The 25,791-nt window shown below is 71.8% G+C and carries 22 protein-coding genes; 15 read left to right on the forward strand and 7 right to left on the reverse strand.

Going from position 1 to position 25,791, the window contains the following annotated elements; translation table 11 throughout:
* Window positions 1-1,347 precede the first annotated feature (1,347 nt).
* Genes ACIGWZ_RS35695 through ACIGWZ_RS35725 form a run of 7 tightly spaced genes read left to right on the forward strand, consistent with a single transcriptional unit; the run spans window position 1,348 to window position 8,889 of the window.
* Window positions 1,348-1,785 carry a phage tail protein gene (locus ACIGWZ_RS35695; RefSeq protein WP_400071526.1) on the forward strand — a complete coding sequence of 146 codons (438 nt, stop codon included), beginning with the start codon at window positions 1,348-1,350 and terminating at the stop codon, window positions 1,783-1,785.
* A gap of 1 nt (window position 1,786) precedes the next feature.
* The gene (locus tag ACIGWZ_RS35700; protein ID WP_400071528.1) at window positions 1,787-2,569 is read left to right on the forward strand and encodes a LysM peptidoglycan-binding domain-containing protein; all 783 of its coding nucleotides are present in this window, start codon (window positions 1,787-1,789) and stop codon (window positions 2,567-2,569) included.
* Window positions 2,566-4,485: a VgrG-related protein gene (locus ACIGWZ_RS35705; protein WP_400071530.1), complete on the forward strand. Its 1,920-nt coding sequence runs from the start codon at window positions 2,566-2,568 to the stop codon at window positions 4,483-4,485. The genes ACIGWZ_RS35700 and ACIGWZ_RS35705 overlap by 4 nt, the downstream gene beginning before the upstream one ends.
* 14 nt (window positions 4,486-4,499) lie before the next feature.
* On the forward strand, window positions 4,500-4,922 hold the full coding sequence (locus ACIGWZ_RS35710) for a GPW/gp25 family protein (RefSeq protein WP_400071532.1): 423 nt from the start codon (window positions 4,500-4,502) through the stop codon (window positions 4,920-4,922).
* The gene (locus tag ACIGWZ_RS35715; protein ID WP_400071535.1) at window positions 4,922-6,937 is read left to right on the forward strand and encodes a putative baseplate assembly protein; all 2,016 of its coding nucleotides are present in this window, start codon (window positions 4,922-4,924) and stop codon (window positions 6,935-6,937) included. Before ACIGWZ_RS35710 ends, ACIGWZ_RS35715 begins: the two co-directional genes overlap by 1 nt.
* On the forward strand, window positions 6,934-7,527 hold the full coding sequence (locus ACIGWZ_RS35720; protein ID WP_400071537.1) for a phage tail protein: 594 nt from the start codon (window positions 6,934-6,936) through the stop codon (window positions 7,525-7,527). Before ACIGWZ_RS35715 ends, ACIGWZ_RS35720 begins: the two co-directional genes overlap by 4 nt.
* A gap of 3 nt (window positions 7,528-7,530) precedes the next feature.
* Window positions 7,531-8,889 (forward strand): NADase-type glycan-binding domain-containing protein, encoded by a 1,359-nt coding sequence (locus ACIGWZ_RS35725; protein ID WP_400071539.1) that lies wholly within the window; start codon window positions 7,531-7,533, stop codon window positions 8,887-8,889.
* 221 nt (window positions 8,890-9,110) lie between these two features.
* Here the strand turns inward: ACIGWZ_RS35725 and ACIGWZ_RS35730 are convergent, their stop codons facing one another.
* A complete protein-coding gene (locus ACIGWZ_RS35730; RefSeq protein ID WP_400071541.1) occupies window positions 9,111-10,511 on the reverse strand; it encodes a DNA-binding protein in 1,401 nt (466 codons plus the stop codon).
* A 91-nt stretch (window positions 10,512-10,602) separates the two neighbouring features.
* Here ACIGWZ_RS35730 and ACIGWZ_RS35735 point away from each other — a divergent pair, with 91 nt between their 5' ends.
* The gene (locus tag ACIGWZ_RS35735) at window positions 10,603-10,734 is read left to right on the forward strand and encodes a hypothetical protein (RefSeq protein WP_400071543.1); all 132 of its coding nucleotides are present in this window, start codon (window positions 10,603-10,605) and stop codon (window positions 10,732-10,734) included.
* 20 nt (window positions 10,735-10,754) lie between these two features.
* Here ACIGWZ_RS35735 and ACIGWZ_RS35740 read toward each other — a convergent pair whose 3' ends face one another.
* Window positions 10,755-11,405 (reverse strand): TetR/AcrR family transcriptional regulator, encoded by a 651-nt coding sequence (locus ACIGWZ_RS35740; protein WP_400071545.1) that lies wholly within the window; start codon window positions 11,403-11,405, stop codon window positions 10,755-10,757.
* 154 nt (window positions 11,406-11,559) lie between these two features.
* On the opposite strand from ACIGWZ_RS35740, the gene abc-f reads away from it, so the two are divergent.
* The 4 genes from abc-f to ACIGWZ_RS35760 all read left to right on the forward strand — a co-directional run bounded on the left by abc-f (window position 11,560) and on the right by ACIGWZ_RS35760 (window position 16,153).
* Window positions 11,560-13,179, forward strand: coding sequence for a ribosomal protection-like ABC-F family protein (gene abc-f, locus ACIGWZ_RS35745; protein WP_400071546.1), 1,620 nt, complete (start codon window positions 11,560-11,562; stop codon window positions 13,177-13,179).
* A 47-nt stretch (window positions 13,180-13,226) separates the two neighbouring features.
* The gene (locus tag ACIGWZ_RS35750) at window positions 13,227-13,919 is read left to right on the forward strand and encodes a CatB-related O-acetyltransferase (protein ID WP_400071548.1); all 693 of its coding nucleotides are present in this window, start codon (window positions 13,227-13,229) and stop codon (window positions 13,917-13,919) included.
* A gap of 131 nt (window positions 13,920-14,050) precedes the next feature.
* The gene (locus ACIGWZ_RS35755; RefSeq protein ID WP_400071550.1) at window positions 14,051-15,349 is read left to right on the forward strand and encodes an erythromycin esterase family protein; all 1,299 of its coding nucleotides are present in this window, start codon (window positions 14,051-14,053) and stop codon (window positions 15,347-15,349) included.
* Window positions 15,350-15,535: 186 nt separating this feature from the next.
* Complete coding sequence (locus tag ACIGWZ_RS35760) at window positions 15,536-16,153, forward strand: TOPRIM nucleotidyl transferase/hydrolase domain-containing protein (protein WP_400071552.1); 618 nt, start codon at window positions 15,536-15,538, stop codon at window positions 16,151-16,153.
* 184 nt (window positions 16,154-16,337) lie between these two features.
* Here the strand turns inward: ACIGWZ_RS35760 and ACIGWZ_RS35765 are convergent, their stop codons facing one another.
* Window positions 16,338-17,867, reverse strand: a complete 1,530-nt coding sequence (locus ACIGWZ_RS35765) for a helix-turn-helix domain-containing protein (protein ID WP_400071554.1) — start codon at window positions 17,865-17,867, stop codon at window positions 16,338-16,340.
* A 127-nt stretch (window positions 17,868-17,994) separates the two neighbouring features.
* Between ACIGWZ_RS35765 and ACIGWZ_RS35770 the strand changes: the two genes are divergently transcribed.
* Both ACIGWZ_RS35770 and ACIGWZ_RS35775 read left to right on the forward strand, forming a co-directional pair.
* Complete coding sequence (locus tag ACIGWZ_RS35770) at window positions 17,995-19,005, forward strand: DUF1648 domain-containing protein (RefSeq protein ID WP_400071556.1); 1,011 nt, start codon at window positions 17,995-17,997, stop codon at window positions 19,003-19,005.
* 1 nt (window position 19,006) lies between these two features.
* On the forward strand, window positions 19,007-19,366 hold the full coding sequence (locus ACIGWZ_RS35775) for a GntR family transcriptional regulator (RefSeq protein ID WP_400071558.1): 360 nt from the start codon (window positions 19,007-19,009) through the stop codon (window positions 19,364-19,366).
* Between the two features lie 118 nt (window positions 19,367-19,484).
* On the opposite strand, the gene sigJ is transcribed toward ACIGWZ_RS35775, so the two are convergent.
* The 4 genes from sigJ to ACIGWZ_RS35795 all read right to left on the reverse strand — a co-directional run bounded on the left by sigJ (window position 19,485) and on the right by ACIGWZ_RS35795 (window position 22,479).
* A complete protein-coding gene (gene sigJ, locus ACIGWZ_RS35780) occupies window positions 19,485-20,402 on the reverse strand; it encodes an RNA polymerase sigma factor SigJ (RefSeq protein WP_400071560.1) in 918 nt (305 codons plus the stop codon).
* Between the two features lie 154 nt (window positions 20,403-20,556).
* Window positions 20,557-21,012 carry a carboxymuconolactone decarboxylase family protein gene (locus tag ACIGWZ_RS35785; RefSeq protein WP_400071562.1) on the reverse strand — a complete coding sequence of 152 codons (456 nt, stop codon included), beginning with the start codon at window positions 21,010-21,012 and terminating at the stop codon, window positions 20,557-20,559.
* A gap of 136 nt (window positions 21,013-21,148) precedes the next feature.
* Window positions 21,149-21,478 (reverse strand): PASTA domain-containing protein, encoded by a 330-nt coding sequence (locus ACIGWZ_RS35790; RefSeq protein ID WP_400071563.1) that lies wholly within the window; start codon window positions 21,476-21,478, stop codon window positions 21,149-21,151.
* A 128-nt stretch (window positions 21,479-21,606) separates the two neighbouring features.
* Window positions 21,607-22,479, reverse strand: a complete 873-nt coding sequence (locus tag ACIGWZ_RS35795; RefSeq protein ID WP_400071565.1) for an NAD(P)H-binding protein — start codon at window positions 22,477-22,479, stop codon at window positions 21,607-21,609.
* Between the two features lie 506 nt (window positions 22,480-22,985).
* Here ACIGWZ_RS35795 and acnA point away from each other — a divergent pair.
* Window positions 22,986-25,700, forward strand: coding sequence for an aconitate hydratase AcnA (gene acnA, locus ACIGWZ_RS35800; protein WP_400071566.1), 2,715 nt, complete (start codon window positions 22,986-22,988; stop codon window positions 25,698-25,700).
* The last annotated feature ends 91 nt before the right edge of the window (window positions 25,701-25,791 follow it).

Below are 25,791 nucleotides of genomic sequence, written 5' to 3' on the forward strand. Positions count from 1 at the left end.
CCCGGACCCGGCTCAGGCAGCCACCCCCCGTCCGCATGAGCCCCGTCGCGCTCCCGCGCCCCCGGCCGGTGAACCGCTCCGATCCGGCAGGCCGCTCACCGGCGCCCAGCCTCCGCTCGCGCTCGACCAGGACTCTCCGCGGTCCACCGCACGACCGCCGGAGGCCCCCGGCCGGACCGCCGTCCAACGCACCACCGCAGGTGCCGCATCACCACCGGCAGCACGTCCGGCATACATGACGACGGACACGCCGGCGCAGCAGGCGCCGACCGGCGCCGAGGCGCCGCGTACCTCCGTACCGACGCGTGAGGCGGCGACCGGAAGCGGCCCCGCGCCTGCCGCCTCGGGCCCGCCGACGGGCGTACGGCGTGCCCCTCTCGCGACGGCTCGGGCACTTGCCGTCCGGGGGTCTGCCCACGAAGGGGCCGGGTATGCGGGGTACGGCGCGGCACCGAGGCCGGAGCCCGGGCCGAGGTCGGTTCCTGGGCCTGGGCCTGGGCCGGGGCCGGGGCCTGGGCCTCAGCCCACGCCCGTCGTGCCGTTGCGCGCGCGGAACACGAGCGCGCCCGTTCGGGCCGGGGGACCGGCGCCGCAGCCGCTGACGCAGCGGCGATTGGTCCAGCGGACCTCGGCTGCCTCGCCCGCCCCGGCCCTGGCCCCGGCCATGGCTCCGACCCCGACCCCGGCCCCGGGCGCGCAGCGGCGCACCGCCATGCCCGCGGCGTCGCCGGTCGTACCTCCGGCCGGGCACGCTTCCGTACCCTCCCTCCTCCCCCCGGTGAGGCGGCAGGTCGTCCCGTCCCCCACCTCCCGGCCCGTGCAACGCATCGGCGGAACGCCGACAAGCACCTCTACAAGCACCTCGACAAGTGCCCCCGCAGGCACCCCCACAGCCCTCTCGGCGCACGCCCCGGCGAGCCCCTCGGTCCCGGCCGTCGTACCCACCCAGCGCACCGCTCGCCCGGCCCGCCCCACCCCTCCGCCCCCCTCAACGCCTGCCCCTTCAACCCCCACCCCATCGACCCGCCCCACTCCGACCCGCACGTCCGCCCCCTCCTCACCCCCTTCCACACCCTCCTCCTCAGCCCCCGCACCTCCCTCCCCACGATCCACCCCCGCCGAGCTCGACGAGCTCGCCCGGCGCCTCGTCGCGCCGCTGTCGCGGCTGCTGCGGGCGGAGTTGCGCAGTGACCGCGAACGCATCGGCCGACTGCGGGACAACGGCCGCTGATCGAACCGGCCGGACGCCGCCCCAGAGCAACCGCCGGCCCATCCCATGCACGCACTCACCCACACACCCACCGACCCACCGACCCACTCACCCACCCACCCGAGAAAGCCCACTCCATGCCCGCGCCTCTGGACCCCGGATCCACCGTCTTCTTCAAGCTGTCCATCGACGGCCAGGACCTCGGCCTGTTCAACGGCTGTGACGGGCTGGCCTCCGAGGTGGAGGTGGAGCAGCGGCAGGAGGGCGGCAACAACGGATTCGTCTGGCAGTTGCCCACCCGCGTGACGCACTCCACGATCCGTCTCACCCGGCCCCTCACCGCCGACACCTCCCGCGTGGCCGCCTGGATCTCCTCCATCGCCACCGGCATCCGCAGGCCCACCGCCCAGATCGCCGCCCTGCGCGCGGACGGTTCGATCGTCGCGCAGTGGGGGCTGGTCGAGGTGCTGCCCGTGCGCTGGCAGGGGCCGAGCCTGGACCCGGCCAGCCCCGGTGTGGCGACCGAGACGCTGGAGATCGCGCACCACGGATTCACCGACGCGGGAGGTGCCTGAGGTGGCCGCGCCGACCGGCGGGAAGGCGGGCGCGAGTCTCGTACGGGCCGCGCTCGCGATCCATCAGCCCCCCACCGACCTCGGCGGCTCCATCGGCGGCCGCATCGGTGAGGTGGAGTTCCAGTTCAACCCGACCCAGTTGCAGCTCGGCCGGGAGGCGGAGTGGCACACGCAGACCGCGGTCGCCTATACACGCGGCGCGCCGCCCAAGTTCACCGGCACCCGGCCCGCCACGCTCCAGCTGGAGGTGTTCCTGGACGCCTCCGGCACCCCGAACGCCGGGAAGGTGCAGAAGCAGGTGGAACTCCTGCTGTCCTGCTGCGAGGTGACGGCCCAGAGCGTCAACTCCAAGCGCCCCTCGCCGCCGTGGGTCCGCTTCTCCTGGGGGGCGTTCAACACCGTTCAGTTCGTCGCCTATGTGACGAGCGTCAGCGCCACCTACACCCTCTTCAACCCCACCGGGGAGCCGATCCGCGCCACCTGCGCCCTGTCCCTCACCGAGGTGGCCATGCCCACCAAGGGACAGAACCCCACCTCCGGCGCGCTCTCCGCCCGCCGTATCCACCGCACGGTCGCGGGCGACTCGCTCGCCTCGCTGGCCTGGCGGGAGTACGGGGACGCGACCCGCTGGCGGCTGATCGCGGAGGCGAACGAGATCGACGACCCGATGCGGCTGCGGCCGGGCACCGAGCTGCTGCTGCCCGCCGCCGACGAAGGCCCGCCCGAGGGCCCGCCCGCGCACAGCCCCTTCGGCCACCCCACCATCCAAGAGGCCCATCGATGAGCGAGAAGACGTACACCAGCGTCCTGCACGCCGAGATCGGCGGCTCGGTGCTGCCCGACCGGCTCGCCGCCCTCCTCGTCGAGGGCTGGGTGGACGCGAGTGTCAATGTTCCGTCCGCGTTCCAGCTCACCTTCAGCGACCGCGGCTCCGACATCCTCCAGACCTTCCCGCAGATGAAGATCGGCGCGAAGGCGGTGCTGTCGCCCTTCACCGACGGGCAGCGCGGTACGCCCATGCTGACCGGCGAGATCACCGCTCTCGAAGTGGACGCGGACGCGAGCGGCAAGTCCCTGGTCGTCCGGGGCTACGACCCGGGGCACCGGCTGCTGCGCAACCGCCGGGTCGCGGGCTACCCCAACATGACCGCGAGCGACATCGTCCGCCGCGTCGCCGGCCTCAACGCACTCTCCCTCGGCACGGTGGAGGCCACCCGCACCGTCTACGAGCTGGCCACCCAGCCCAACATCACCGACTGGGACTTTCTGCTCCGCCTGGCCCAGGAGAACGACGTCCATCTCTCCTTCGACCCGCAGGGCAAGCTGCGGTTCGGCAAGCTCGCCCCCGCCGCCTCCGCGCCCGCGGACACCACACCGGCCGCGCAGAGCCCGTACGTCCTGGAGTTCGGCCACAACGCGCTGCACAGCCGGATCGCCGTCACTGCCGCCGGGCAGGTCACCAAGGCGGGCGCGCGCGGCTGGAACATGCGCGCCAAGCGCGCCCTGACCGCCGAGTCCCCGGCCACGGCGAGCAAGGACATCGTCGCCGACATCGCGCCCGGCGCGCTCAGCAAGCCCTTCGGAACCTCCGAACTGACCGCCACGGACACCCCGTTCACCACCCAGGCCCAGGTCACCCACGCCGCCCGCGCGCTCGCCGACGACGTCGCCGGCTCCTTCGCGGAGCTGGAGGTGGCGGTCACCGGGAACCCCCAGCTGACACCGGGCCGGCCGGTCGCGCTCAAGGGCGCCGGCTTCCCCTTCGAGGGCAAGTACACCGCGACCGGCGTACGCCATGTCTTCGAGTCCGGACGGCAGTTCACCACCTGGCTGACCGTCTCGGGACGGCAGTTCCGGTCGCTGTACGGGCTCGCGTCCGGCGGCGCGGACCCGGCGCCGCCGATGCCGGGCGTGGCCATGGCGCTGGTCAGCAACGGCAAGGACCCGCTGAAGCTGGGCCGGGTCAAGCTGCGTTTCCCGTGGCTCTCGGACACGTACGAGAGCGACTGGTGCCGCATCGCGCAGCTGGGCGGCGTACGCGGCGGTGGCCTGATGCTGCCGGAGGTGGGCGACGAGGTGCTCGTCGCCTTCGACCGGGGCTCGCTGGAGCATCCGTATGTCCTCGCCGGGCTGTACAACGGCATCGACAAGCCGACGCCCAACACGGACGGGCTGCAGCCGATCGACCCGACCAGCGGCCGGGTCAACTGGCGTTCCATCGCCTCGCGCAGCGGCCACACCGTCGAGCTCGTCGACGCCACGTCCCGTATGAAGAGCGGCATCAGGCTGCAGACCGGCAACGGCCGGCTGACCGTCCACATGGACGAGACGCGGACCAGCGTGACCATCCGCAGCGACGGCTCCGTGTCCATCTCCGGCACCCGGAACGTGTCCATCAGGGCGGGCGGCAATCTGTCGCTGACCGCCGGCGGGTCGCTGACCATGAGCGCCGGCGGGGCCGTGGACATCAAGGCGGGCGCGAAGTTCGGTGTCATGGCGGGCGGCGTGGCGGACATCAACGCGACCGGCGCCGTCAGCCTCAAGTCGGCCGGCGCGGTGGCCGTCAACACGGTCGGCGCGGTCTCCGTCACCGCGGCCGGCGCGGTGGCCGTCAACGCGGGTGCCGCGGCAGCCGTCAGCTCGGCGGCCACCGTCCTGCTGAACGCACCGGCCGTACTGCGCAACGGCATTCCGTTCTAAGGGGGTTGAGGGACATGAGTGAACAGTTCGTCGGTGCGGGCTGGACGTTTCCGCTGCGCACGGACGCGGGCGGCGGCATCGCACTGGCCCGCCGCGAGCGCGAGATCGAGGAGTCGATCCGGCTCGTCCTGGCCACCGCGCCCGGCGAGCGGCCGATGCGGCCGGAATTCGGCTGCGCCGTGCACGACATGGTCTTCGCGCCGGTCAACGAGGCGACGGCCGGCCGCATCCGCTACGAGGTGCGGTCCTCGCTCGACCGCTGGGAGCCGCGCATCGAGGTCCAGGACGTCGAGGTGAGCCCGGCGCCCGACGATCCGTCCGTGCTGTTCATCGACGTGCGCTACAGCGTGCGCGGCACCAACAACCCGCGCAGCCTCGTCTTCCCCTTCTACGTGATCCCGTCCACGGAATCGCCGTCCACCGAAAGCGACGCCTGATGGCCCTGCCCGCACCCCACCTCGACGACCGCCGCTTCCAGCAGTTCGTCGACGACGCCAAGCGCTATGTCCAGCAGCGCTGCCCCGAGTGGACCGACCACAACGTCTCGGACCCGGGCGTGACCCTCATCGAGGCCGTCGCGCACATGGCCGACCAGATCGTCTACCGCCTCAACCGGGTGCCGGAGAAGAACCATCTGGCCTTCCTCGACCTGCTCGGCGTCACCCTCTTCCCGCCCTCCGCCGCCCGCGCCGATGTCACCTTCTGGCTCTCCGCCCCGCAGGCCGAGCCCGTGGTGCTGCCCGCCGGGACGGAGGTGGCCACCGGCCGTACCGAGACCGAGGAGGCGGTGTCCTTCGCCACCGAGGAGGATCTGACCGTCGTGCCCTGCGAACTGGCCGCCGTGCTGCGCCAGGAGGCCGGCACCACCCCCGAGGACTGCGGTCAGGACATCTTCGGCGGCCGCGATGTGGCCGTCTTCGCGGCCGCCCCGCAGCCGGGCGACTCCCTGCTGTTCGGGCTGTCGGCGGCGGTGCCGCGGTGCGCGGCCGTACTGCGGCTGGACAGCCGGGTGGACGGGGTCGGCGTCGACCCGCGTCAGCCGCCGCTGTGCTGGGAGGCATGGACCGCCGACGGGTGGGCGGAGTGCGAGACGGAGGAGGACTCCACCGGCGGCCTCAACCGGCCCGGCGAGGTCGTGCTGCACGTCCCCGCCGGGCACGTCGTCTCGCGCGTCGGCCGGATCGATGCCGCCTGGCTGCGCTGCCGGGTCGTCGAGGCCGCACCCGGCCAGCCCTTCTACAGCGCCTCGCCGACGGTACGGTCCGCGTCCGCGTTCACCATCGGGGGCACGACCGCGGTCGCGCATGCCGAGGTGGTACGGGACGAACCGCTCGGCGAGTCCGCGGGCGTGCCCGGCCAGCGGCTGCGCCTGGCGCAGGCACCCGTCGTCGCCGACCGCCCGCCGCTGCGGCTGGAGGTCTCCGACGGGGACGGCTGGCAGGAGTGGGCGGTCGTCCCCGACTTCGCCGCCTCGGGCCCGCACGACCGGCACCTCACCCTCGACGCGGCCACCGGCGAAATCGCCTTCGGCTCCGCGGTGCGCCAACCGGACGGCGAGCTACGGCAGTTCGGCGCCGTACCGCCCAAGGGCGCGGTCATCCGGGCCGCGCACTACCGCACCGGCGGCGGGCGGTCCGGAAACGTGGCGCGCGGCGCGATCCAGGTGCTGCGCAGCTCCATCCCGTACGTGGCACGGGTGGAGAACCGGGAGGCGGCGCGCGGCGGGGTCGACGGCGAGACGGTGCAGGAGGCGAAGGTCCGCGCGCCGATCGCGCTGCGCGCCCAGGAACGGGCCGTGACCGCCCGCGACTACGAGGAGCTGGCGCGGCGCGCGGCCCCCGAGGTGGCCCGTATCGCCTGCCTCGCGGTCGATCCCGCAGAGCCCGCCGCGGGCGCGAGCGCCGGCACCGGCGGGCCGGGCCAGGCCGGCGCGGGCGGCCGGACCGGTGAGAACGCCGTCCGCGTCCTGGTCGTCCCCCAGGCCGTCCCCGACCGCGGCGGGCGCCTCCGCTTCGAGCAGCTGGTGCCCGGCACCGAACTCCTCGGCCGGATCACGGGGTTCCTGGACGAGCGCCGCCCCCTGGGCACCCGCCTCGCGGTCGGCCCGCCGTTCTACCAGGGCGTCACGGTCGTCGCGACGCTGCACTCCTTCCGGGCCGCGCGGGCCGAGCGGGTACGGGCCGAGGCCCTGGATGCGCTGTACGCCTACCTCGACCCGCTGACCGGCGGCGCGCACGGGGAGGGCTGGCCGTTCGGCCGACCGCTGCGCTCGGGCGAGATCTTCGCGGCCCTGCAGCGGGTACCCGGCGTGGAACTCGTCGACGAGGTCCTGCTGCACCCCGCCGACCCGCTCACCGGCCGCCGCGGCGACTCCACCGACCGCATCGAACTCTCCCCGTCCGCCCTCCTGTTCCCGTTCGACCACCGCGTCCGTGTGATCGAGGCACGATGAGGGGCACACCCGCGGGGCTGGTGTCCCCGCACCCCCTGGGCGACCAGCTCCCCGCCGTCTACGCCGACGACGACTTCGCCCAGCGCTTCGTGGAAGGCCTCGATGTCGTCCTCGCCCCGCTCTTCAACGTGCTGGACTGCCTGGAGAGCTACTTCACGCCCGCCCTCGCGCCGGAGGACTTCGTCGACTGGCTGACCACCTGGGTCGGCACCGAACTCGACGGTACGGAACCGCTGGCCACCCGCCGCCGCGCGGTGGCCACGGCCGTCTCGCTGCACCGCGTCCGCGGCACCCGGCGCGGCCTGTCCGAGGCGGTCCATCTGGCCTTCGGCACCCGCCCGGAGATCGCCGAGAGCGGCGGCGCGACCTGGTCCCGGCGCCCCCTCGGCCCGTTCCCCGGTTCCCCGCACGCCGGCCTGCGGGTCACCCTGCGGGTCCACGACCCCGCCGCCACCGACCGACACCGTCTGCACGCCGTCATCGCGGCGGCCCGTCCCGCGCACCTCCCCTTCACGGTCGAGGTGACCACGCCACTCGCCCCTGAAGCCGTCCCCGAAGCCACGCCCGAAGCCACCTCTGAAGGAACCTGACCCATGGCCACCGATACCACCACCTGCCCGGACTGCGGCGCGCCGGCTCCCCAGACGGGGCAGTCGTTCTGCGACTCCTGCGGGGCCTTTCTGCGCTGGGAGCGTCCGGCGGCGTCGACGTCCGCGCCGCCCGCCTCCGCGCCGCCCGCGCCCCCGTCATCGGTTCCGCCGCCGCCGACTCCGCCGCCCGTGTTCCCGCCGTCCGCGGGGCGTACGCACCCTGCGGCAAGCGGACCGGACGGCACTCCCGGCCGCCCCGGCGATCCGGCCCACGCAGCGGGGACCGACCCCGCCGCGCCCCGGACGAGCCCGACCGCCCCTCCTGCCGGGAGCAACCCGGCCGCCGTCCCCCCTCAGGGCAGCGGCGAGAACCCGACCACCCCGCTCCCGACGGCCGCCGCCGACGGGGGAGCGGACCCGTCTTGGCCCGCCCCGAACGGCCCGCAGCGTCCGCAGAGCCCGGACCACCCGCGCGCCCAGGGCGTCCCGACGCAGCGTCCGCCCGGCGAGGGGAACGTCTCCGAAACCGGCATCCGCGCCCTCCTGGTCCCCGTGCCGGACGCCTCGCCCCCGGCGCCCCCGGAGGCCCCCGGCGGTGTGCTGCCCGGCCGGCCCGATGCGGCCCGGCCCCGGGTCCGTACCCCGCAGGCGGCTCCCGAGCCCGAGAACGGGACGCCCTGCCCGAGCTGCGCCACGCCCAACGCGCCACGTCGCCACTTCTGCCGCAGCTGTGCCACCCCGCTCCACGCCACCGCCCGACCGGAGGCCCAAGGCCCGTACGCCGGAGAGCGCCCGCGGCTGCACCGCGACCGCACCCGGTGGATCGCCCGTGCCGTGGTGGCGGCCGTGATCGCCGGCGTCGTGGTCGGCGGCATCATCGGGGGGCCGCCCGCCGCACGGGCCGTCCAGGACCACTTCGCCAAGCGCGTCCCGGTGCCCGCCGCCAAATGGAAGGCATCGCACTCCGCGGCCCGGCAAGGTCCCAAGCTCGCCTTCGACGGCTACTCCAACACCTGGTGGGGGACCGGCTATTCGGGCGCCTCCGACGGCCAGTACCTGGAGGCCGGATTCGGCCAGCCCACCGATCTGCTGAACGTGCTGATCACGCCCGGCGCCTCCGCCCGCACCCCGCAGGCCGCCGACCCGGCCCGCCCGCACGAGTTCGACCTGATCGTGACGGACTCCGCGGGCACGCAGCACGTCTCGCACCACCGGATCAACGACGGCGGGGTGCAGAAGCTCGATGTGCCCGTACGGAACGCGATGACCGTGCGGCTGGTGCTGCACTCCGCGTACGGCACCACGGACCGCAAGCAAGTGGCCATCGCCGAGCTGGAGTTCTTCGGCCGCTCGACGGCATAGCGGCGGCCCGGGCGACCACCCGGCCTCCCGCGCTCCGCCCACCGCGCCGTCGATAGACCGCCGCACCCCCTCCCGGCCCGCATTCCAGCAGGTGAGAGGGGGTGCGGCGGCATGCGTCGGTCATCGCACGGGAGAACGGGACCACGAGCCGGGCACGGCCGGCCGGACGGCCATCGGCCGCTTTCGAGCGCGCCGGCACCGAAGTGCCTTTTAGTGGGGTTTCAGCCGTCGAGGAGGGTCTTCAGGGCATCCACGGGCAGGCGGGCGCCCGGATCCGCCGCCCCCGTGTCGAAGCTGACGCCCTCGGCCGCCAGGACATCGGCGGGGGAGTCCGTGCGGGTGGGGTCGGTCCACCGGAAGCCGGCGCTGACGTGCCCTTCGGAGTTCAGGACCCGCCATGCGTGGGGGCACTGGCCGCAGGTGGCCAGGTGTGTGCCGATCGGGACGGCGTGGCTCCCGACGGCGGTCGCCACGTCCCCATAGGTCGTCCACCGCCCGGAGGGCAGGGCAGCCAGCAGACCGTGGAGAGCCGTCCAGTCCTTGCCGGTGCCGCTGAGTTGCTTGGCCAGACGCGCCAGACTGATTCCCGCCAGCGCCGCCCAGTCGTCGGGATCAACGGTGCCCGGGACATGGCTGGTGTCGACGTCCCACCAGGTCGTGCCCTGTATCCCGTCGGCTTTGCGGCCGGTCACGCTGGTGAAGATGTGGTTGGCCAGCCCCGTTGGTGAGTACGCACCGCCATCGGCCTCCCAGGTCAGCTGGTTGGCGGTGCCGTTGCTCCACGTGGCGGCCGCGCGACTGCCGTCCTCGCCCACCCATGCGTGAATGGCCTCGCGGAGGGATTCCGTCACGCCGTGTCGCGGCACCAGCCGCATCCGGGTCCCGTCCGGCAACAGACCGGCCTCGACGAGGACGTGCACGGCGTTGCGGGCACGCGAGCGCTCCGCCAGCTTCTGCGCCGCTGCCTTGGCCTCGACCCGGGCCGGGGCGAGGGTGAACTCCTCGACCTCCGGGGTGGGGTAGAGCTTGGTGAAGCCGACGACGAGCTGGTCCTGGACCTTCCAGAGACCCACCTGGACGAGGTCGATGTCGAGATTCATCTCCGACAGCCAGACCACGGTGTGGGTGACCTGCTTGGGGAAGTCGGCGGCGATGATGACCTGCCGGGGACGTTGGAGGAGTTCCTGGCTCCAGTCCCCGTCCACATGCTCCAGAAGACGCCGTCGGCACGTCTCAAGTTCGAGGCTCTCGCCCCTGCCCCTCAGGAAGTCGCGGTGTGCCTGGGCCAACGTGTCGAGGTCGAACCGCGACACCAGAGCGGCGTAGGTGATCGCCTGGAGGTGTACATCGCGGTCCGCCGTTCCCCGCTTCAGCTCGACCACCACGAGCCGCCCCGTGGCATCCAGCCCCAGGATGTCCAGCCGGTCCCGCGCGGGCACGCCATCCGTGTCGGCCCACCGATCGAACTCGGAGGTGATCACGAGAACCGCCTCGCCGAGCACCGCCGGATGCTCGATCACCCACTCCTGAAGGTGCTGCCGTTCGAGAAGCCCTTCCGCAGCGAGCGCGGTCGCTGGCACCGGAGTGGCCGAGCTCCCGTCGACGGTGAAGAGATGATCCACGCTGTCCCCCTGCCCCGTTTCCACCACCCGGCACGCTCACGCCGTGCGCGCTGAGCCTACGACGACGCCCGCCCGGGCGGGGGCGCCTCAGGTGACCCGCGCACGAGCGAGGGACGTGGCCGACGTGATCCGTACCGACGGGGCGGCAGTGGCCGCGAAGCTCCTGCGCGACACGGTCAGCCGCGAAAGGCCGCCGGGCCACATGCGGCAGGAGAGCCTCTGACTCACCACACTGGCGAAGCCTCACGGGGTGTCGCCCGCTGACGGGGGCTGGGCGAAGGCGCCGGCGGCTGCGGCGAGGGCGGCGGTTCTGGCTGCATGGCCGGGCAGTTGCGGGTCGGGTGGCGTGCGGAGGAGCACCAGCTGGTGGTACAGGGGCGCGGTGGCGGCGAGGAGCAGTCGCCGGGCGTCGGTGTGCGGTGGGAGTTCGCCGCGTCGGACGGCCCGGCCGACGACGATCTCGCAGCGGGCGTACCGGTCCTCCCAGAGCCGCTGTTGGGCGTGCGCGGCTTTCTCGGAGCGGAACGAGGCGGCGATCAGTGCCGCCACGATCGGTGGCTGTGCCGTCAGGGCTGTGTGGATCTCCTGGTTCAGCGCTGCCAGGTCGCCTTCCAGTGAGCCGGTGTCCGGTGGTTGCCAGTCGTCGTCGCTCGCCGCGTCGAGGACGTCGGCGAGCAGCCCGCCGACGTCCCCCCAGCGCCGGTACACCGTTGTGCGGTGCACGCCGGCGCGGGCGGCGACGGTGTCCGTGGTGAGCCCGTCATAACCGTGTTCGCCGAGCTCCGCGAGGACTGCGTCGAGCACCTGTTGACGGATACGGGCGGTGCGGCCCCCGGGGCGGCGCCGGGGCGGCGGCCTGGTGCCTTCTGGTTCCGGGTCTGTGGGAGTCGTCACGGGAAAGTCCCTTTGCTCAGCGGGTCGGTGGTATGGCAACATCTTAAAGCAGCAGTTGTCGCACTAGTGGAGTGATCGATGTTCTTCCGAAGCGTTCGCCCGGCCACGCGGCCCTTGACGGCCGCCTCGTTCTCGAATGCTTTGGAGTCCCCGCATGCCTACACAGATCACCGCACTCACCGTCAGCAAGTCCTTCAACGGCAGGCTCGTCCTTGACTCGGTGACCTGCTCGCTCGCCGCGGGCGAGCGCACCGGGATCATCGGTGAGAACGGATCGGGCAAGACCACCTTGCTGCGCCTGCTCGCCGGGCGGGAACGACCCGATCAGGGCGAGGTCGTCGTCCAGGCCACCGGCGGCGTCGGCTATCTCGCCCAGGACGAGCGGATGGAGCCGCAGGCGACCGTCCAGCAGATCATCGACCAGGCCCTGAGTGATCTACGCGCCGTCGAGCGGCGCATGCGTCGCCTGGAGGCCGCGATGGCCGACGGAGACGAGTCGGGCATGGCCGAGTACGGCGAACTGATGACGGTCTTCGAGCTGCGCGGCGGCTACGACGCCGACGCCCGCGTGGAACGTGCTCTGCACGGTCTCGGCTTAGGGCTGGTGGGCCGTGACCGCACCGCGGGCAGCCTGTCCGGCGGAGAGCGGGTCAGGCTGCGGCTGGCGGCTGTCCTGGCGGCCGCGCCGGAGGTGCTGCTGCTGGACGAACCGACCAACCATCTCGACGACGGCGCCCTGAACTGGCTGGAAGAGCACCTGCGCTCCCGGCAAGGCACCACGGTGGCGGTCTCCCATGACCGGGTCTTCCTCGAACGGGTTGCCACCAGCCTGCTGGAGGTGGACGCCGATCGGCGCCGCGTCGTCCGGTACGGCAACGGCTACACCGGCTACCTTGCCGAGAAGGCGGCTGCCCGCCGGCGCTGGGCCCAGGCGCACGACCAGTGGCGGGCCGACGTCGACCGACTTCGCGAGGCCGCCGCGACCACCGCCCGCCAGGTGGCCCCCGGCCGTCCGATGAAGGACGGCAACAAGATGGCCTACGACCGGGCGGCCGGCCGGGTGCAGCAGTCGCTGGCCAGCCGGGTGCGCAACGCCGAGGAGCGGCTGCGCCGCCTGCTCGCCGACCCGGTCCCGCCCCCGCCGGAGCCGCTGCGCTTCACCCCCGTCCTGCGGGCTCGCCGCCTGCAGGGCGTCGTACTCGACGCCGCCGACATCGCCGTCACCGACCGGCTCGACCGTACGAGCCTCACCGTCACGGCGGGCGAACGCCTGCTGATCACGGGGCCGAACGGAGCGGGCAAGAGCACCCTGCTCCGCGTCCTGGCCGGGGACGTCGCCCCCGACAGCGGGAGCGTCACCCGCCGCGGCAGGATCAGCTACCTCCCCCAGGAGCCGCAACCCGGGAAACCGGACGAGACCGTGCTGGCCGCCTTCGCCCGTGGACGGGCGGGGGAGGCCGCCGGGCATGCCGAACGGCTGCTGTCCCTCGGCCTGTTCGACCGCGACCAGCTCACGGTTCCGGTCGGCCGGCTGTCCACCGGGCAGTTGCAGCGTCTCGCCCTGGCGCGCTTGCTCAGCGAGCCGTCGGACGTCCTGTTGCTCGACGAACCCACCAACCATCTGTCGCCCGCCCTCGTCGAGGACCTGGAAACCGCTCTGACCGGGTACAACGGCGCCCTCGTCATCGTCAGCCATGATCGTCGGCTGCGTCGGCGCTGGCGGGGCGCCCATCTGGACATGCGCGCGACGTCGACGTCCGCCACCAAGTGCTGAGGTCCTCCCGACCCGCAGACATCTCTTCAGGAAGGAATCAATCCGTGATGCCGCCTGTTCCTGCCGACCCGACCGTGGTGCACCCGATGCCCGAGCAGCCGCGGGTGGTGCTGCTCAAGCCGCTGATCACCTCGCCGCTGATCGAGGTCGGAGAGTTCTCCTACTATGACGATCCCGATGAGCCGACCGCCTTCGAGAGCCGCAACGTGCTGTACCACTACGGTCCGGAAAGGCTGGTCATCGGGAAGTTCTGCGCATTGGGCGAGGGCGTGCGGTTCATCATGAACGGCGCCAACCACCGCATGGACGGCCCCTCGACGTTCCCTTTCCCCATCATGGGCGGTTCCTGGTCCGAGCACTTCGACCTCATCACCGGCCTGACCGGACGGGGGGACACCGTGGTGGGCCATGATGTCTGGCTCGGTTACCGGGCCATGGTGATGCCCGGTGTCCGCATCGGCCACGGAGCGATCATCGCCTCCGGCTCCGTGGTCGTCGACGACGTCCCCGACTACGGCATCGTCGGCGGCAACCCCGCCCGCCTCATCCGCCGCCGCTACAGCGACGCCGACATCAACCGCCTCCTCGCACTGGCGTGGTGGGACTGGCCGCTCCAGCACCTCACCGAACACGTCCGCACCATCATGTCCGGCAGCATCGACGACCTGGAGAACGCGGCCCCCGGGCGCACGGGAAAGGCGCCGCACGATCCACCGCCCCGCGACGCAACGGGCCGTTGAACGAACCCCGCACAGGACGACCGGCTCTGCGGAGGCCGACCCCCGGCCGGCGAAGATCGTCGCCGGCCGCGGGGTCCCCGTATCGACGATCCGCGATCCACCCTTCCCGCACCGAGAATCGAGCTGTCAGCATGCCTGCTTCGCCCCAGCACAACCCCTTCGCCGACTGGCTTCGCGCCCATGCCGTCCCCCTCACCCACCTCGACCGTGAGGCGCCGCTCGATGACCTGGAGCCGCTGCGCGCCGTCATCGGCGACGCCCGCGTCGTCGCGATCGGCGAAAGTTCCCACTTCATCGCGGAATTCGCCCTCATGCGCGAGCGCATTCTGCGGTTCCTGGTCGAACGCTGCGGCTTCACCGTCCTGGCCTTCGAATACGGCTTCAGCGAAGGCGTCTCCCTCGACGCCTGGGCCCAGGGCGAGGGAGCGGACGATGACCTGTCGGCTCACCTCGCCGAGGCGATCCCCATAGGACTCGATGAGCCGCTGCGCTGGATGCGCCGGCACAACCGCACAGCCTCACCACCGGTGCGCTTCGCGGGCATCGACATCCCCGCGGCCGGTGGCTCCCTGCTTCCCGCCCTGGCCCCGGTCGCCGACTACCTGCGCCACATCGACCCCGAAACCCTGCCGGTGGTCCAGGAGGCGATGCGGATCGCCGAAACGTTTGCCGGTGGCTCCGCGGCCGTCGCCGCGCCCGCATGGGAACGCCTGGCCACCGCCGAACAGGACGCCCTCAGCGCGACCTTGACGCGTCTGCTCATCCGGTTCCGCTCCGTGGAACCGCTGTACGTCTCCCGCGGCGACCAGCGCAGCTACGACATCGCCGTGCGCCGCCTCGAAGGCGCCTGCCACGGCGACTACACCTTCCGCGCCATGGCCGACCTCTTCGCCGGAAAGGGGCTGGCCGCCGACACCTCGGCCCGCGATGTCTACATGGCCGACTCGGTCCTGTGGCACCTGGAGCGCTTCGAACCCGGGACCCGCGTCGTGCTGGCAGCTCACAACGCCCACATCCAGAAAACACCGATCTCCTTCAACGGCCACCTCACCGGACTGCCCATGGGGCAGTACCTGCACCGCGCGCTCGGCGAGGAGTACTTCGCCCTCGGCCTGACGAGCACCACCGGACACACCGCGGACATGCCCCGCGACGAGAACACACGCTTCGGGTTCACCATCGACGCGACCGCGCTGGAGCCGGCCGAGCCGGGAAGCATCGAGGCCGCCTTCGCCGCTGCCGAACTCGGGCTCAGCGTTGCCGATCTCCAACAGGCACGCCCGCAGGCCGATGGGAACGCCGGCCTCGCCCAGGGCCCCGACCGCATCCGGATCCAAAGCGCCTACCTGCACACCCCCGTCATCGAGGCGTTCGACGCCATCCTCCACACCCCGACCTCCACCGTGGCCGACGACCTCGACAACATGTGAGACAGGCCGATGGCCAGGGCGGTGAGGCCGAGAAAGCACCCCCGCGGATTACCTGCTCGAAGAAGCGCGCCTGTGGGGTGAAGGGGCCTGCCGCGTCCGGGCCTTGGGTCCGGCTGTTCACCGCCGGTCGACGCGCCGGCGGAAATTCCCTGGTGCGGTGGCCGGGAAGGAGGGAGACTCGGCCGCATGACCGACATGCAGTCGTTCCGGGAGGCGGTCGCCGCGTGGGCGGCCGGCGGCCCCGGCGACTGCGCGCGCGAGCTGGCCGTGCGGCTGCCCGTCCGGACGGCCGTCCTGCTCGAAGGACTGAGCGACGCCGCAGCTATCGGCGCGCTGGCCGCGAGCCGCGAACGGAACCTGGCGGCCGAAGGAGTCTGCGTCCTGCCGATGGGCGGTGCGATGAACGTCGGGCGCTTCGCCCGCGTCCTCGGGCCAACCGGCCTGGGCCTCCGCCTCACGGGACTGTGCGACGAGGCGGAGCGGCCCTACTACGCCCGCGCCTTGGAGCGGGCCGATGCTGCACAGCAGGGGTTCTTCGTCTGCGATGCGGATCTGGAAGACGAACTCATCCGCGCGCTGGGCGTGACACAGGTGGAGGAACTCGTCCGGGCGGAGGGCGACCTGCGCGCCCTGCAGACCTTCCTGCGTCAGCCCGCACAGCAGGGTCGCACCTCACAGCAGCAGTTGCGGCGCTTCCTCGGCACAAAGAAAGGGCGCAAGATTCACTACGGCCGTGTCCTCGTCGAGGCCCTCGCCCCCGACCGCGTACCCGCCCCGCTCGACGGCCTGCTCACCAGCCTCTGACCGCCGGGCGACGCCCGACAGGGACAGCGACAGTCAGGAGCATGCAGCGGAACGCGCGTGTGCTCCTGATGGAGACCACACCGCCCCACTTTCGGTCGAGTCCCAGAGAATTCCCACAGATGCCGCCGCACCTCTCCACACCCACGTCTGCGCAGGTCAGCCAGGGTGCGGCGGCATTCTCATGTCAAATGTCCCGGAAGATCTCGATCTGTGCGCCGATGGAGTTCAATCGCTCCGCCAGGTCCTCGTAACCCCGGTTGATGACATAGACGTTGCGCAGGACGGAGGTGCCCTCGGCGGCCATCATTGCGAGGAGGACGACGACGGCCGGGCGCAGGGCCGGGGGGCACATCATTTCCGCGGAGCGCCAGCGGGTGGTGCCCTCGACCAGGACGCGGTGCGGGTCGAGGAGTTTGACCTGGGCGCCCAGGCGGTTGAGGTCCGTCAAGTAGATCGCGCGGTTGTCGTAGACCCAGTCGTGGATGAGGGTCTGGCCCTGGGCGCTGGCGGCGATGGCCGCGAAGAAGGGGACGTTGTCGATGTTCAGGCCCGGGAAGGGCATCGGGTGGATCTTGTCGATGGGGGCCTGGAGTTTGGAGGGGCGTACGGTCAGGTCGATCAGCCGGGTGCGGCCGTTGTCGGCGGGGTACTCCTTGCTGCGCTCGTGGTCGAGGCCCATCTCCTCCAGGACGGCCAGCTCGATCTCCAGGAATTCCACCGGGACCCGGCGGATCGTCAGCTCCGACTCGGTGACAACCGCCGCCGCCAGCAGGCTCATTGCCTCCACCGGGTCCTCGGACGGGGCGTAGTCCACGTCGCGGTCGATGTGCGCGACGCCGTGGACGGTGAGCGTGGTCGTGCCGATGCCCTCGACCTTGACGCCCAGTTCCTCCAGGAAGAAGCACAGGTCCTGGACCATGTAGTTGGAGGAGGCGTTGCGGATGACCGTGACGCCGTCGTGCCGCGCGGCGGCCAGCAGGGCGTTCTCGGTGACCGTGTCGCCGCGCTCGGTCAGGACGATCGGGCGCTTGGGGGCGACGGTGCGGTCGACCTCGCCGAGGTAGGTGCCGTCGGTCGCGGTGATTTCGAGGCCGAAGTGGCGCAGCGCGGTCATGTGCGGCGTCACCGTACGGGTTCCCAGGTCGCAACCGCCCGCGTACGGCAGCTTGAAGCGGTCCATGCGGTGCAGCAGCGGGCCGAGGAACATGATGACGCTGCGGGTGCGGCGGGCCGCCTCGGTGTCCATCGCCTCGAGATTCAGCTCGGGCGACGGGAGGATCTCCAGGTCGTTGCCGTCGTTGATCCAGCGGGTGCGGACGCCGATGCTGCCGAGCACCTCGAGGATGCGGTAGACCTCCTCAATGCGGGCCACCCGGCGCAGAGTTGTGCGGCCGGCGTTCAGCAGGGTGGCGCAAAGCAGCGCGACGCAGGCGTTCTTGCTCGTCTTGACGTCGATGCTGCCGGACAGTCGACGGCCGCCGACCACCCGTAGGTGCATGGGCCCGGCGTAGCCGAGCGAGATGATTTCACTGTCCAGGGCCTCGCCGATGCGAGCGATCATCTCAAGGCTGATGTTCTGGTTGCCGCGTTCGATCCGGTTCACTGCGCTCTGGCTGGTGCCGAGTGCCTCGGCGAGCTGCGTCTGTGTCCAGCCCCGGTGCTGTCGGGCGTCACGGATGAGCCTGCCGATGCGTACGAGGTAGTCGTCTGCCATGGCATGACCGTATCTCAGATATGAGATGGATGCGTGTATTGGCGATGTTCGGATTGTCGTGTTTTCCCTCCTGTTCGACGTCGCAGTTGTTCTAGTAGTATGCGAACAATTACAACTGGAGGTTGCCATGGCCGACATGAAGGCCAGGAAGACGCCCTCGGTCCCGCCCGAGCCCGCCGCCGGCCCGCTGCGGAGCTGGCTCGCCGCATTTCCCTTCGTCGCGTCCGTCGCGTCCCTCGGGGGCATCTACGCAGGGACCTCCGACCGGCTGCCCGAACCCCTCGCCACCCACTTCCACGGCCTCGGTGGACGGGCCGACGGCTACTCCTCCGCCCACGGCTTTCTCACCGGATCGCTCCTCGCGAACCTTGTGCTCGGCATCGGCCTGTGCGTCTTCGTCCATCTGCGCCGCAGCGCGCCGGGCACCCGCTGGTCGATATCCGGCGGATGGGCGGTCGCCACCCTGCTGGGCTTCCTGACCGCCACGACGCTGCTGGCCAACGCCGGGGTCACGGACGCCGCGGAGGTGCGGCTGCCGCTGTGGCAGCCGGCGGTGGCGCTCGCCGCGGCCGTCCTGTGCGGCGCGGTCGGCTGGTTCCTCGCCGGTCCCGACCGGCGACAGCCGGCCCGGCGGCCCGTGGGCGATGCGCAGCGGCTCGCCCTGGCCCCCGGTGAGCGGGCCGGCTGGTCGCGTTCCGTCAGCTCGCCGCTGCTGGTTCTCATGAGTGTGGCGCTGCTGGGCGCGTCCGCGGCGGTGGGCTTCACGGTCGACCGGCTCGCCGGCGGCGTGCTCTTCGTCAGCGCACCGATGGTCGGGGCGCTCGCCTCCGTACGGGTGACCGTGGACCGGCGTGGACTGGCGCTTGCCTCGACGCTGGTGCCGTACCCTTTCCGGCGCATCCCGCTGGACCGGGTCGAGGAGGCCACCAGCCGGAAGATCGTCCCCCTCGTCGACTTCGGCGGCTGGGGCTATCGTGTCCGGCCCGGCCGCAGCGGCCTGGTACTCCGTTCCGGTGACGGGCTGGTGTTGCGGCTGACCAACGGCCGGGAGTTCGTGGTGACGGTCGACGATGCGGCCACCGCCGCCGCCTTGGTCAACACCTCTCTCGACCGTGCGCGGGCACGGCAAGGAGGCTGACGTGCTCTTCCGGGTCGACCCCGGCTCCGCCGTCCCGCTCGGGGACCAGATCGCGGCCTCGGTGCGCGGGGCCATCGCCGACGGTTCGGTGGACGCGGGGGAGCGGCTGCCGGCCGCCCGCGCGCTCGCCGCGTCCCTGGGCGTGAACGTCCACACCGTGCTGCGCGGCTATCAGCGCCTCAAGGAGGAGGGTCTGATCGAACTCCGCCGCGGTCGCGGCGCGGTCGTCACCGGCGCCGCCTCCCCCGCCCGTGCCCGCCTGGGCGAGGCCGCCGAGCAATTGATCACCCAGGCCCGTCAACTGGGCCTCTCGGACGAGGAGATCGTGACGGTGGTGCGGTTGGGGCTGACGGGGAGGTGAAGGGCGGGGGCGGCGGCTGAGGGGGCTGGGGAAAGGCGGGTCGGCCGGGGCCCGGTGGCTTCGCCCGGCCAGGCGCCCGGCCCGGTGCGGTCCGGCCAGGCGCCCGGCCAGGTGCTGGTCAGGCGGCCGTCACATCGACCCGTCCCAGGCGCTCCGGATCCGCGAGGATGTTGATCTCGACGACCTTGCCGTCCGCGATCGTGAAGGCCATGACGGAGTACGCCCGGCCCTCCCGGACCGTGACCAGCCCCGGCACCCCGTTCACCAGCGCCGGTTGCGCGAGGTGCGCCAACCGGGAGAACGTCAGCGCCTGTTCCACCACGGCCCGCGCCCCGCGCACCAGCTTCGACAGGTGCGGGACCGCGCCGCCGTCGGCGCGCAGCAGGACGTCCGGGTCGAGGACGGCGAGCAGCGCGTCGAAGTCGCCGTTACGGGAGGCGGCGAGGAAGGCATGGACGACCTCCCGCTGACGGGGCAGGTCGGCATCGGGGGCCGCGGTGCCCTGGACCCGGCGGCGGGCACGACTGGCGAGCTGGCGGGTGGCGGCGGGGGTGCGTTCCACGATGGGGGCGATGTCGTCGAACGGCACGGCGAACATGTCGTGCAGGACGAACGCCAGCCGCTCCGCGGGGGCCAGCGTTTCCAAAACGACGAGCAGCGCCAGCCCGACCGAGTCGGCGAGCAGTACCTCCTGCTCGGGGTCGATGCCCTCCTCGCGGCTGATGACCGGCTCGGGCACGTGCGTGTCCAGCGAGTCCTCGCGCAGGGCCTTGCGGGTGCGCAGCATGTCCAGGCACACCCGCCCGACGACCGTCGTCAGCCAGCCGCCCAGGTTCTCGATCCCGTCCGCCCCGGAGCGGCTGAGCCGCAGCCAGCTCTCCTGTACGGCGTCGTCCGCCTCGGTCAACGAGCCGAGCATCCGGTAGGCGACCGCCCGCAGATGGCCACGGTTCTCCTCGAACCGCCGGGCCAGCCATTCGTTCCGGTTCCCGCCCTCCTCGTTTCCGCCCTCGGTCTGCATCCCGAACTCGTCCATCGCTCACATTCCTCCGTTGCGGTCCCGTCACTGCAGTGACGGACGCGCGCCGGCCGATGTGACACCAAGGCGTCCGAGGCCGGCGCGGTCACCCCATACTTGCGGATGATCACGCCGGTCGGACAGATCATTTCCGACTACCGGTCCGTGCCGGCTACCAGGTCGCGCCCGCCACCTGCTGGGTGGTGACGTTGAGTCGGTTGAAGAGGTTCGTCACGCCGATCATCAGCGTCAGCGCGGCCAGCTGCGGCTCGTCGAAGTGGCGGGCGGCCTCGTCCCAGACCGCGTCCGGCACCGGGTCGGACCGGTCGGCCAGCCGGGTGGCGGCCTCGGCGAGGGCGAGCGCGGCCCGTTCGGCGTCGGTGAAGTACGGCGCCTCCCGCCAGGCGGCCACCGCGTGCAGCCGCTCATCGGTCTCGCCCGCCTTCTTGGCGCTCAGCGCGCCGCCGACCACGCAGTAGCTGCACCCGTTGATCTGGCTGGCGCGCAGATGGACCAGCTCCAGCGTCGTCTCCGGCACACCGCCCTTCCGGGTGGCCTTGACCACGTCGAGGATGGCCGACATCGCGTCGGGAATGACCACGGCGGGGTTCTTCATGCGTGCCTGCATCGGTGCTCTCCTTGTTTCCTTGCGCCTGCTCGGTTCCGTCATTGCACTGACGGATCGCGACGCGAGGATGTGACGGACAGCGGCATACGCATGCGGGGAACGCCGTGCGGCCGGGCGATCGGCGCCGGGCCGCCGCCTACCTGCTGCCCGCCGACCGCCGCGCCCCGGCGCACTCCTCGTGCCTCTTGACCACCGTCAGCGTGATCTTCAGCTCGTCCATCCGGGCCCCGGGGGCCGGCTGCTGGGCGCAGACCTTCCAGTCGGCCGGCCACAGCACATGGCGGCCTCGGCCGAGCCCGTCCGCGAAGTGGACGCCGGTGTTGTAGTGCAGGTCCTGGTACGCGGCGACCAGGCCCTTGCCCTTCACATTCGGCATCGTCCCGGGACCGGTGTCGGCGTGCGCCGGCCCGGCCGGCGACACGGCGGCGGACAGGGCCAGCGCTGCGGTGATGACGGTCTTCTTCATGACCGGAGGGATGACCGCTCCGGCGCCCGGTCACGCCCCGGCCGACCTGATCGGACCAACTTCCGTGCCCGGCCCCGACCGGTGGCCGGTGAGGGGCCCCATCGGTCACCGGAGCGGAAGGGCCGACGTCAGGAACCGGACAGGGCGGGCACGAGCAGATCGGCCGCAAAGTCCTCGACCGAGCGCGGCGGGCGGCCGAGCACGCGCTGGACCCCGTCACCGAGACCGGCCACGCCCTCGCGGCGATAGTTCGCGTACAGCCCGTACAACCCGTCGATGACCCGCGGAGCGATGCCGCGTTCCACGAGCGCGGCCCGCCAGGCGCCGTCGAGTGGCACGTCGACGTACCGCACCGGCCTGCCCAGAACGGCGCCGAAGCGGTCGGCGAGCTCCGACAGCGTCAGTGCCTGGGGACCGCTGATCTCGATCTCACCGCCGACCGGCCGCTCGGCGAGCAGTTCGGCGAGCGCGACCGCCGCGATGTCCCGCACGTCCACATACCCCCGGGCGCCGGGGCCGGCGGGATCGGCCAGCGTGCCCTCGGCGAGCGAAGCCGCCGCCGGGAGGAAGTTCTGCAGGAAACGGTCGGGCCGGAGAACGGTCAGTTCTGCGACACCGGCGATCCGCAGCCGCTCGGTGATCGCGTCATGGGTGCCGGTGACGGCGTCCGGGACGATCCCGTCGCCGGTGAATCCGCGGGCACCGAGTTTCACGATCCGGCGCGCGCCCGCCTCGAGGGCGGCCACACCGAGGCGCGTCTCGACGGCAGCCTGGTCATCGGCGAAGGGATGCGCAAGGTAGAGCCGGTCCACGCCGACGACCGCACCCCGCACGTCCGCCGCATCGGAGGCATCCCCGATGAAGACCTCGCCGCGGACCTCGCCGAGCCGCTCGGCGCCGGCCTCGGAGCGGACGAAGAACCGCGCATCACTCCGGTCGCGCAGCGCTTCGGTCAGGTAACGGCCCACCGCACCGTTCGGCGTAGTGATCAAGACAGTCATCGAGCTCCTCCGTGAAAGCGATAGAACGATCAAGGCCTTGTTCCGCTCCAACGGGGTCCGGGCTCCGGCGCATTCCCCGCCCGGAGGGTGCGAACCGCGCGCGTGACCCCGGCGCGCCGGGCGGGGAGGGGACCGCCGGGGCTCCGCGGCCGCGGGCCGTCGCTGCGGACACGCCGCGTGGCCTCGCACTCCCGGCGCGCTCACCCCGTACGACGGGGTTCACTGGCCCAGAAGGCCGAAGGGCGGGGTGCGGCGAGAAGGCGTCCCGATTGGATGAGGCAGGACAAACCCGGCCGGGGCATGACCCCGACGCACCGATGTATTAGAGTTATCTCGACATCGAGATATCTGCCGAGAAGCGTACCGCTGCCGCGCCAGTAAGGGATACCTAACTTAGGTACACCTTAGCGGAAGGGCAAGCACCTGTGGCGGCACCACGCGGCGGCAGCCGCAGAGGGTGCACGGCTCGGTGGTACGCGCGAAATTCATGCATGAAGGAGACTGTCGTGTCGGCGAACAGCTTCGACGCCCGCAGCACGCTGCAGGTGGGCGACGAGTCGTACGAGATCTTCAAGCTGGACAAGGTCGAGGGCTCCGCCCGTCTGCCGTACAGCCTGAAGGTGCTGCTGGAGAACCTGCTCCGCACCGAGGACGGCGCGAACATCACCGCCGACCACATCCGGGCGCTCGGCGGCTGGGATTCCCAGGCCCAGCCCAGCCAGGAGATCCAGTTCACGCCGGCCCGCGTGATCATGCAGGACTTCACCGGTGTGCCGTGTGTCGTGGACCTCGCCACCATGCGTGAGGCCGTGAAGGAACTGGGCGGCGACGCGGCGAAGATCAACCCGCTCGCCCCCGCCGAGCTGGTCATCGACCACTCCGTCATCGCCGACAAGTTCGGTACGAAGGACGCCTTCGGCCAGAACGTCGAGCTGGAGTACGGCCGCAACAAGGAGCGCTACCAGTTCCTGCGCTGGGGCCAGACCGCGTTCGACGAGTTCAAGGTCGTCCCGCCGGGCACCGGCATCGTCCACCAGGTGAACATCGAGCACCTGGCCCGTACGGTCATGGTCCGAGGCGGCCAGGCCTACCCCGACACCCTCGTCGGCACCGACTCGCACACCACCATGGTCAACGGCCTCGGCGTGCTGGGCTGGGGCGTCGGCGGCATCGAGGCCGAGGCCGCGATGCTCGGTCAGCCGGTCTCGATGCTCATCCCGCGCGTCGTCGGCTTCAAGCTCACCGGTGAGCTCAAGCCGGGTACGACCGCCACCGACCTCGTGCTGACCATCACCGAGATGCTGCGCAAGCACGGTGTCGTCGGCAAGTTCGTCGAGTTCTACGGCGAGGGCGTCGCCGCCACCTCGCTCGCCAACCGCGCCACCATCGGCAACATGTCGCCGGAGTTCGGCTCCACCGCCGCGATCTTCCCGATCGACGGCGAGACGCTGAAGTACCTGCGCCTGACCGGCCGTGACGAGCAGCAGGTCGCGCTCGTCGAGGCGTACGCCAAGGAGCAGGGCCTCTGGCTCGACCCGGCCGCCGAGCCCGACTTCTCCGAGAAGCTGGAGCTGGACCTGGCCACGGTCGTCCCGTCGATCGCCGGTCCGAAGCGCCCGCAGGACCGCATCGTCCTCGCGAACGCCGCGCAGCAGTTCGCGCTCGACGTGCGCAACTACGTGGAGGACGACGACGAGGCGGGCAAGGAGTCCTTCCCGGCCTCCGACTCCCCGGCCACCGCCAACGGCGTCCCGTCCCGCCCGACCCTGGTCACGGCCCCCGACGGCTCGACGTACGAGATCGACCACGGCGCCGTCACCGTCGCCGCGATCACCTCCTGCACCAACACCTCGAACCCCTACGTGATGGTGGCCGCGGCCCTCGTCGCGAAGAAGGCCGTCGAGAAGGGCCTGACCCGCAAGCCGTGGGTCAAGACCACCCTCGCCCCGGGTTCGAAGGTCGTCACCGACTACTTCGACAAGGCGGGCCTCACCCCGTACCTGGACAAGGTCGGCTTCAACCTCGTCGGCTACGGCTGCACCACCTGCATCGGCAACTCCGGCCCGCTGCCGGAGGAGGTCTCCAAGGCCGTCAACGACCACGACCTGGCCGTCACCTCGGTGCTCTCCGGCAACCGTAACTTCGAGGGCCGGATCAACCCCGACGTCAAGATGAACTACCTCGCCTCCCCGCCGCTGGTCGTCGCGTACGCCCTCGCCGGTTCGATGAAGGTGGACATCACCAAGGACGCGCTCGGCACCGACCAGGACGGCAAGCCGGTCCACCTGGCCGACATCTGGCCGACCGAGGCCGAGGTCAACGACGTCGTCGCCAACGCCATCGGCGAGGACATGTTCAACAAGTCCTACCAGGACGTCTTCGCGGGCGACGCCCAGTGGCAGGCGCTGCCGATCCCGACCGGCAACACCTTCGAGTGGGACCCGCAGTCCACCTACGTCCGCAAGCCCCCGTACTTCGAGGGCATGCAGATGGAGCCGTCGCCGGTCCAGGACATCGCCGGTGCGCGCGTCCTGGCCAAGCTGGGCGACTCGGTCACCACCGACCACATCTCCCCGGCCGGTGCGATCAAGGCCGACACCCCGGCCGGCCAGTACCTCACCGAGCACGGCGTCGAGCGTCGCGACTTCAACTCCTACGGCTCGCGCCGCGGTAACCACGAGGTCATGATCCGCGGCACCTTCGCCAACATCCGCCTGCGCAACCAGATCGCGCCGGGCACCGAGGGCGGCTTCACCCGCGACTTCACCCAGGACGGCGGGCCGGTCGGCTTCATCTACGACGCCTCGCAGAACTACCAGGCCGCCGGCATCCCGCTGGTCATCCTGGCCGGCAAGGAGTACGGCTCCGGCTCGTCCCGCGACTGGGCCGCCAAGGGCACCGCGCTCCTGGGCGTCAAGGCCGTCGTCGCCGAGTCCTACGAGCGCATCCACCGCTCGAACCTCATCGGCATGGGCGTCCTGCCGCTCCAGTTCCCCGAGGGCGCCTCGGCGGAGTCCCTGGGCCTGACCGGCGAGGAGACCTTCTCCGTCTCCGGTGTGACCGAGCTGAACGACGGCACCACGCCGCGCACGGTGAAGGTGACGACGGACACCGGTGTCGAGTTCGACGCGGTCGTCCGCATCGACACCCCCGGCGAGGCGGACTACTACCGCAACGGCGGCATCATGCAGTACGTGCTGCGGTCGCTGATCCGCAAGTAAGCGTCGCTGCCGAGAACGTCGGCGGGCCGCACCCCCTGTCGTGGGGTGCGGCCCGCCGGCCGTTCCGTGCCGGGGCCGGCTTGGCGATCGC

This window comes from Streptomyces sp. NPDC053427 (genome assembly GCF_044544985.1).
GTDB lineage: Bacteria > Actinomycetota > Actinomycetes > Streptomycetales > Streptomycetaceae > Streptomyces.

What these genes read in the sequence shown, in the direction of transcription:
- ACIGWZ_RS35790 (WP_400071563.1), bottom strand. Translation starts at nt 21,478, where the DNA reads ATGAAGAAGACCGTCATCACCGCAGCGCTGGCCCTGTCCGCCGCCGTG.
- ACIGWZ_RS35715 (WP_400071535.1), top strand. Translation starts at nt 4,922, where the DNA reads ATGGCCCTGCCCGCACCCCACCTCGACGACCGCCGCTTCCAGCAGTTC.
- abc-f (WP_400071546.1), top strand. Translation starts at nt 11,560, where the DNA reads ATGCCTACACAGATCACCGCACTCACCGTCAGCAAGTCCTTCAACGGC.
- ACIGWZ_RS35765 (WP_400071554.1), bottom strand. Translation starts at nt 17,867, where the DNA reads ATGGCAGACGACTACCTCGTACGCATCGGCAGGCTCATCCGTGACGCC.
- ACIGWZ_RS35725 (WP_400071539.1), top strand. Translation starts at nt 7,531, where the DNA reads ATGGCCACCGATACCACCACCTGCCCGGACTGCGGCGCGCCGGCTCCC.
- ACIGWZ_RS35785 (WP_400071562.1), bottom strand. Translation starts at nt 21,012, where the DNA reads ATGCAGGCACGCATGAAGAACCCCGCCGTGGTCATTCCCGACGCGATG.
- ACIGWZ_RS35770 (WP_400071556.1), top strand. Translation starts at nt 17,995, where the DNA reads ATGGCCGACATGAAGGCCAGGAAGACGCCCTCGGTCCCGCCCGAGCCC.
- ACIGWZ_RS35705 (WP_400071530.1), top strand. Translation starts at nt 2,566, where the DNA reads ATGAGCGAGAAGACGTACACCAGCGTCCTGCACGCCGAGATCGGCGGC.
- ACIGWZ_RS35750 (WP_400071548.1), top strand. Translation starts at nt 13,227, where the DNA reads ATGCCGCCTGTTCCTGCCGACCCGACCGTGGTGCACCCGATGCCCGAG.
- ACIGWZ_RS35720 (WP_400071537.1), top strand. Translation starts at nt 6,934, where the DNA reads ATGAGGGGCACACCCGCGGGGCTGGTGTCCCCGCACCCCCTGGGCGAC.
- ACIGWZ_RS35695 (WP_400071526.1), top strand. Translation starts at nt 1,348, where the DNA reads ATGCCCGCGCCTCTGGACCCCGGATCCACCGTCTTCTTCAAGCTGTCC.
- ACIGWZ_RS35760 (WP_400071552.1), top strand. Translation starts at nt 15,536, where the DNA reads ATGACCGACATGCAGTCGTTCCGGGAGGCGGTCGCCGCGTGGGCGGCC.
- sigJ (WP_400071560.1), bottom strand. Translation starts at nt 20,402, where the DNA reads ATGGACGAGTTCGGGATGCAGACCGAGGGCGGAAACGAGGAGGGCGGG.
- ACIGWZ_RS35755 (WP_400071550.1), top strand. Translation starts at nt 14,051, where the DNA reads ATGCCTGCTTCGCCCCAGCACAACCCCTTCGCCGACTGGCTTCGCGCC.
- ACIGWZ_RS35710 (WP_400071532.1), top strand. Translation starts at nt 4,500, where the DNA reads ATGAGTGAACAGTTCGTCGGTGCGGGCTGGACGTTTCCGCTGCGCACG.
- ACIGWZ_RS35795 (WP_400071565.1), bottom strand. Translation starts at nt 22,479, where the DNA reads ATGACTGTCTTGATCACTACGCCGAACGGTGCGGTGGGCCGTTACCTG.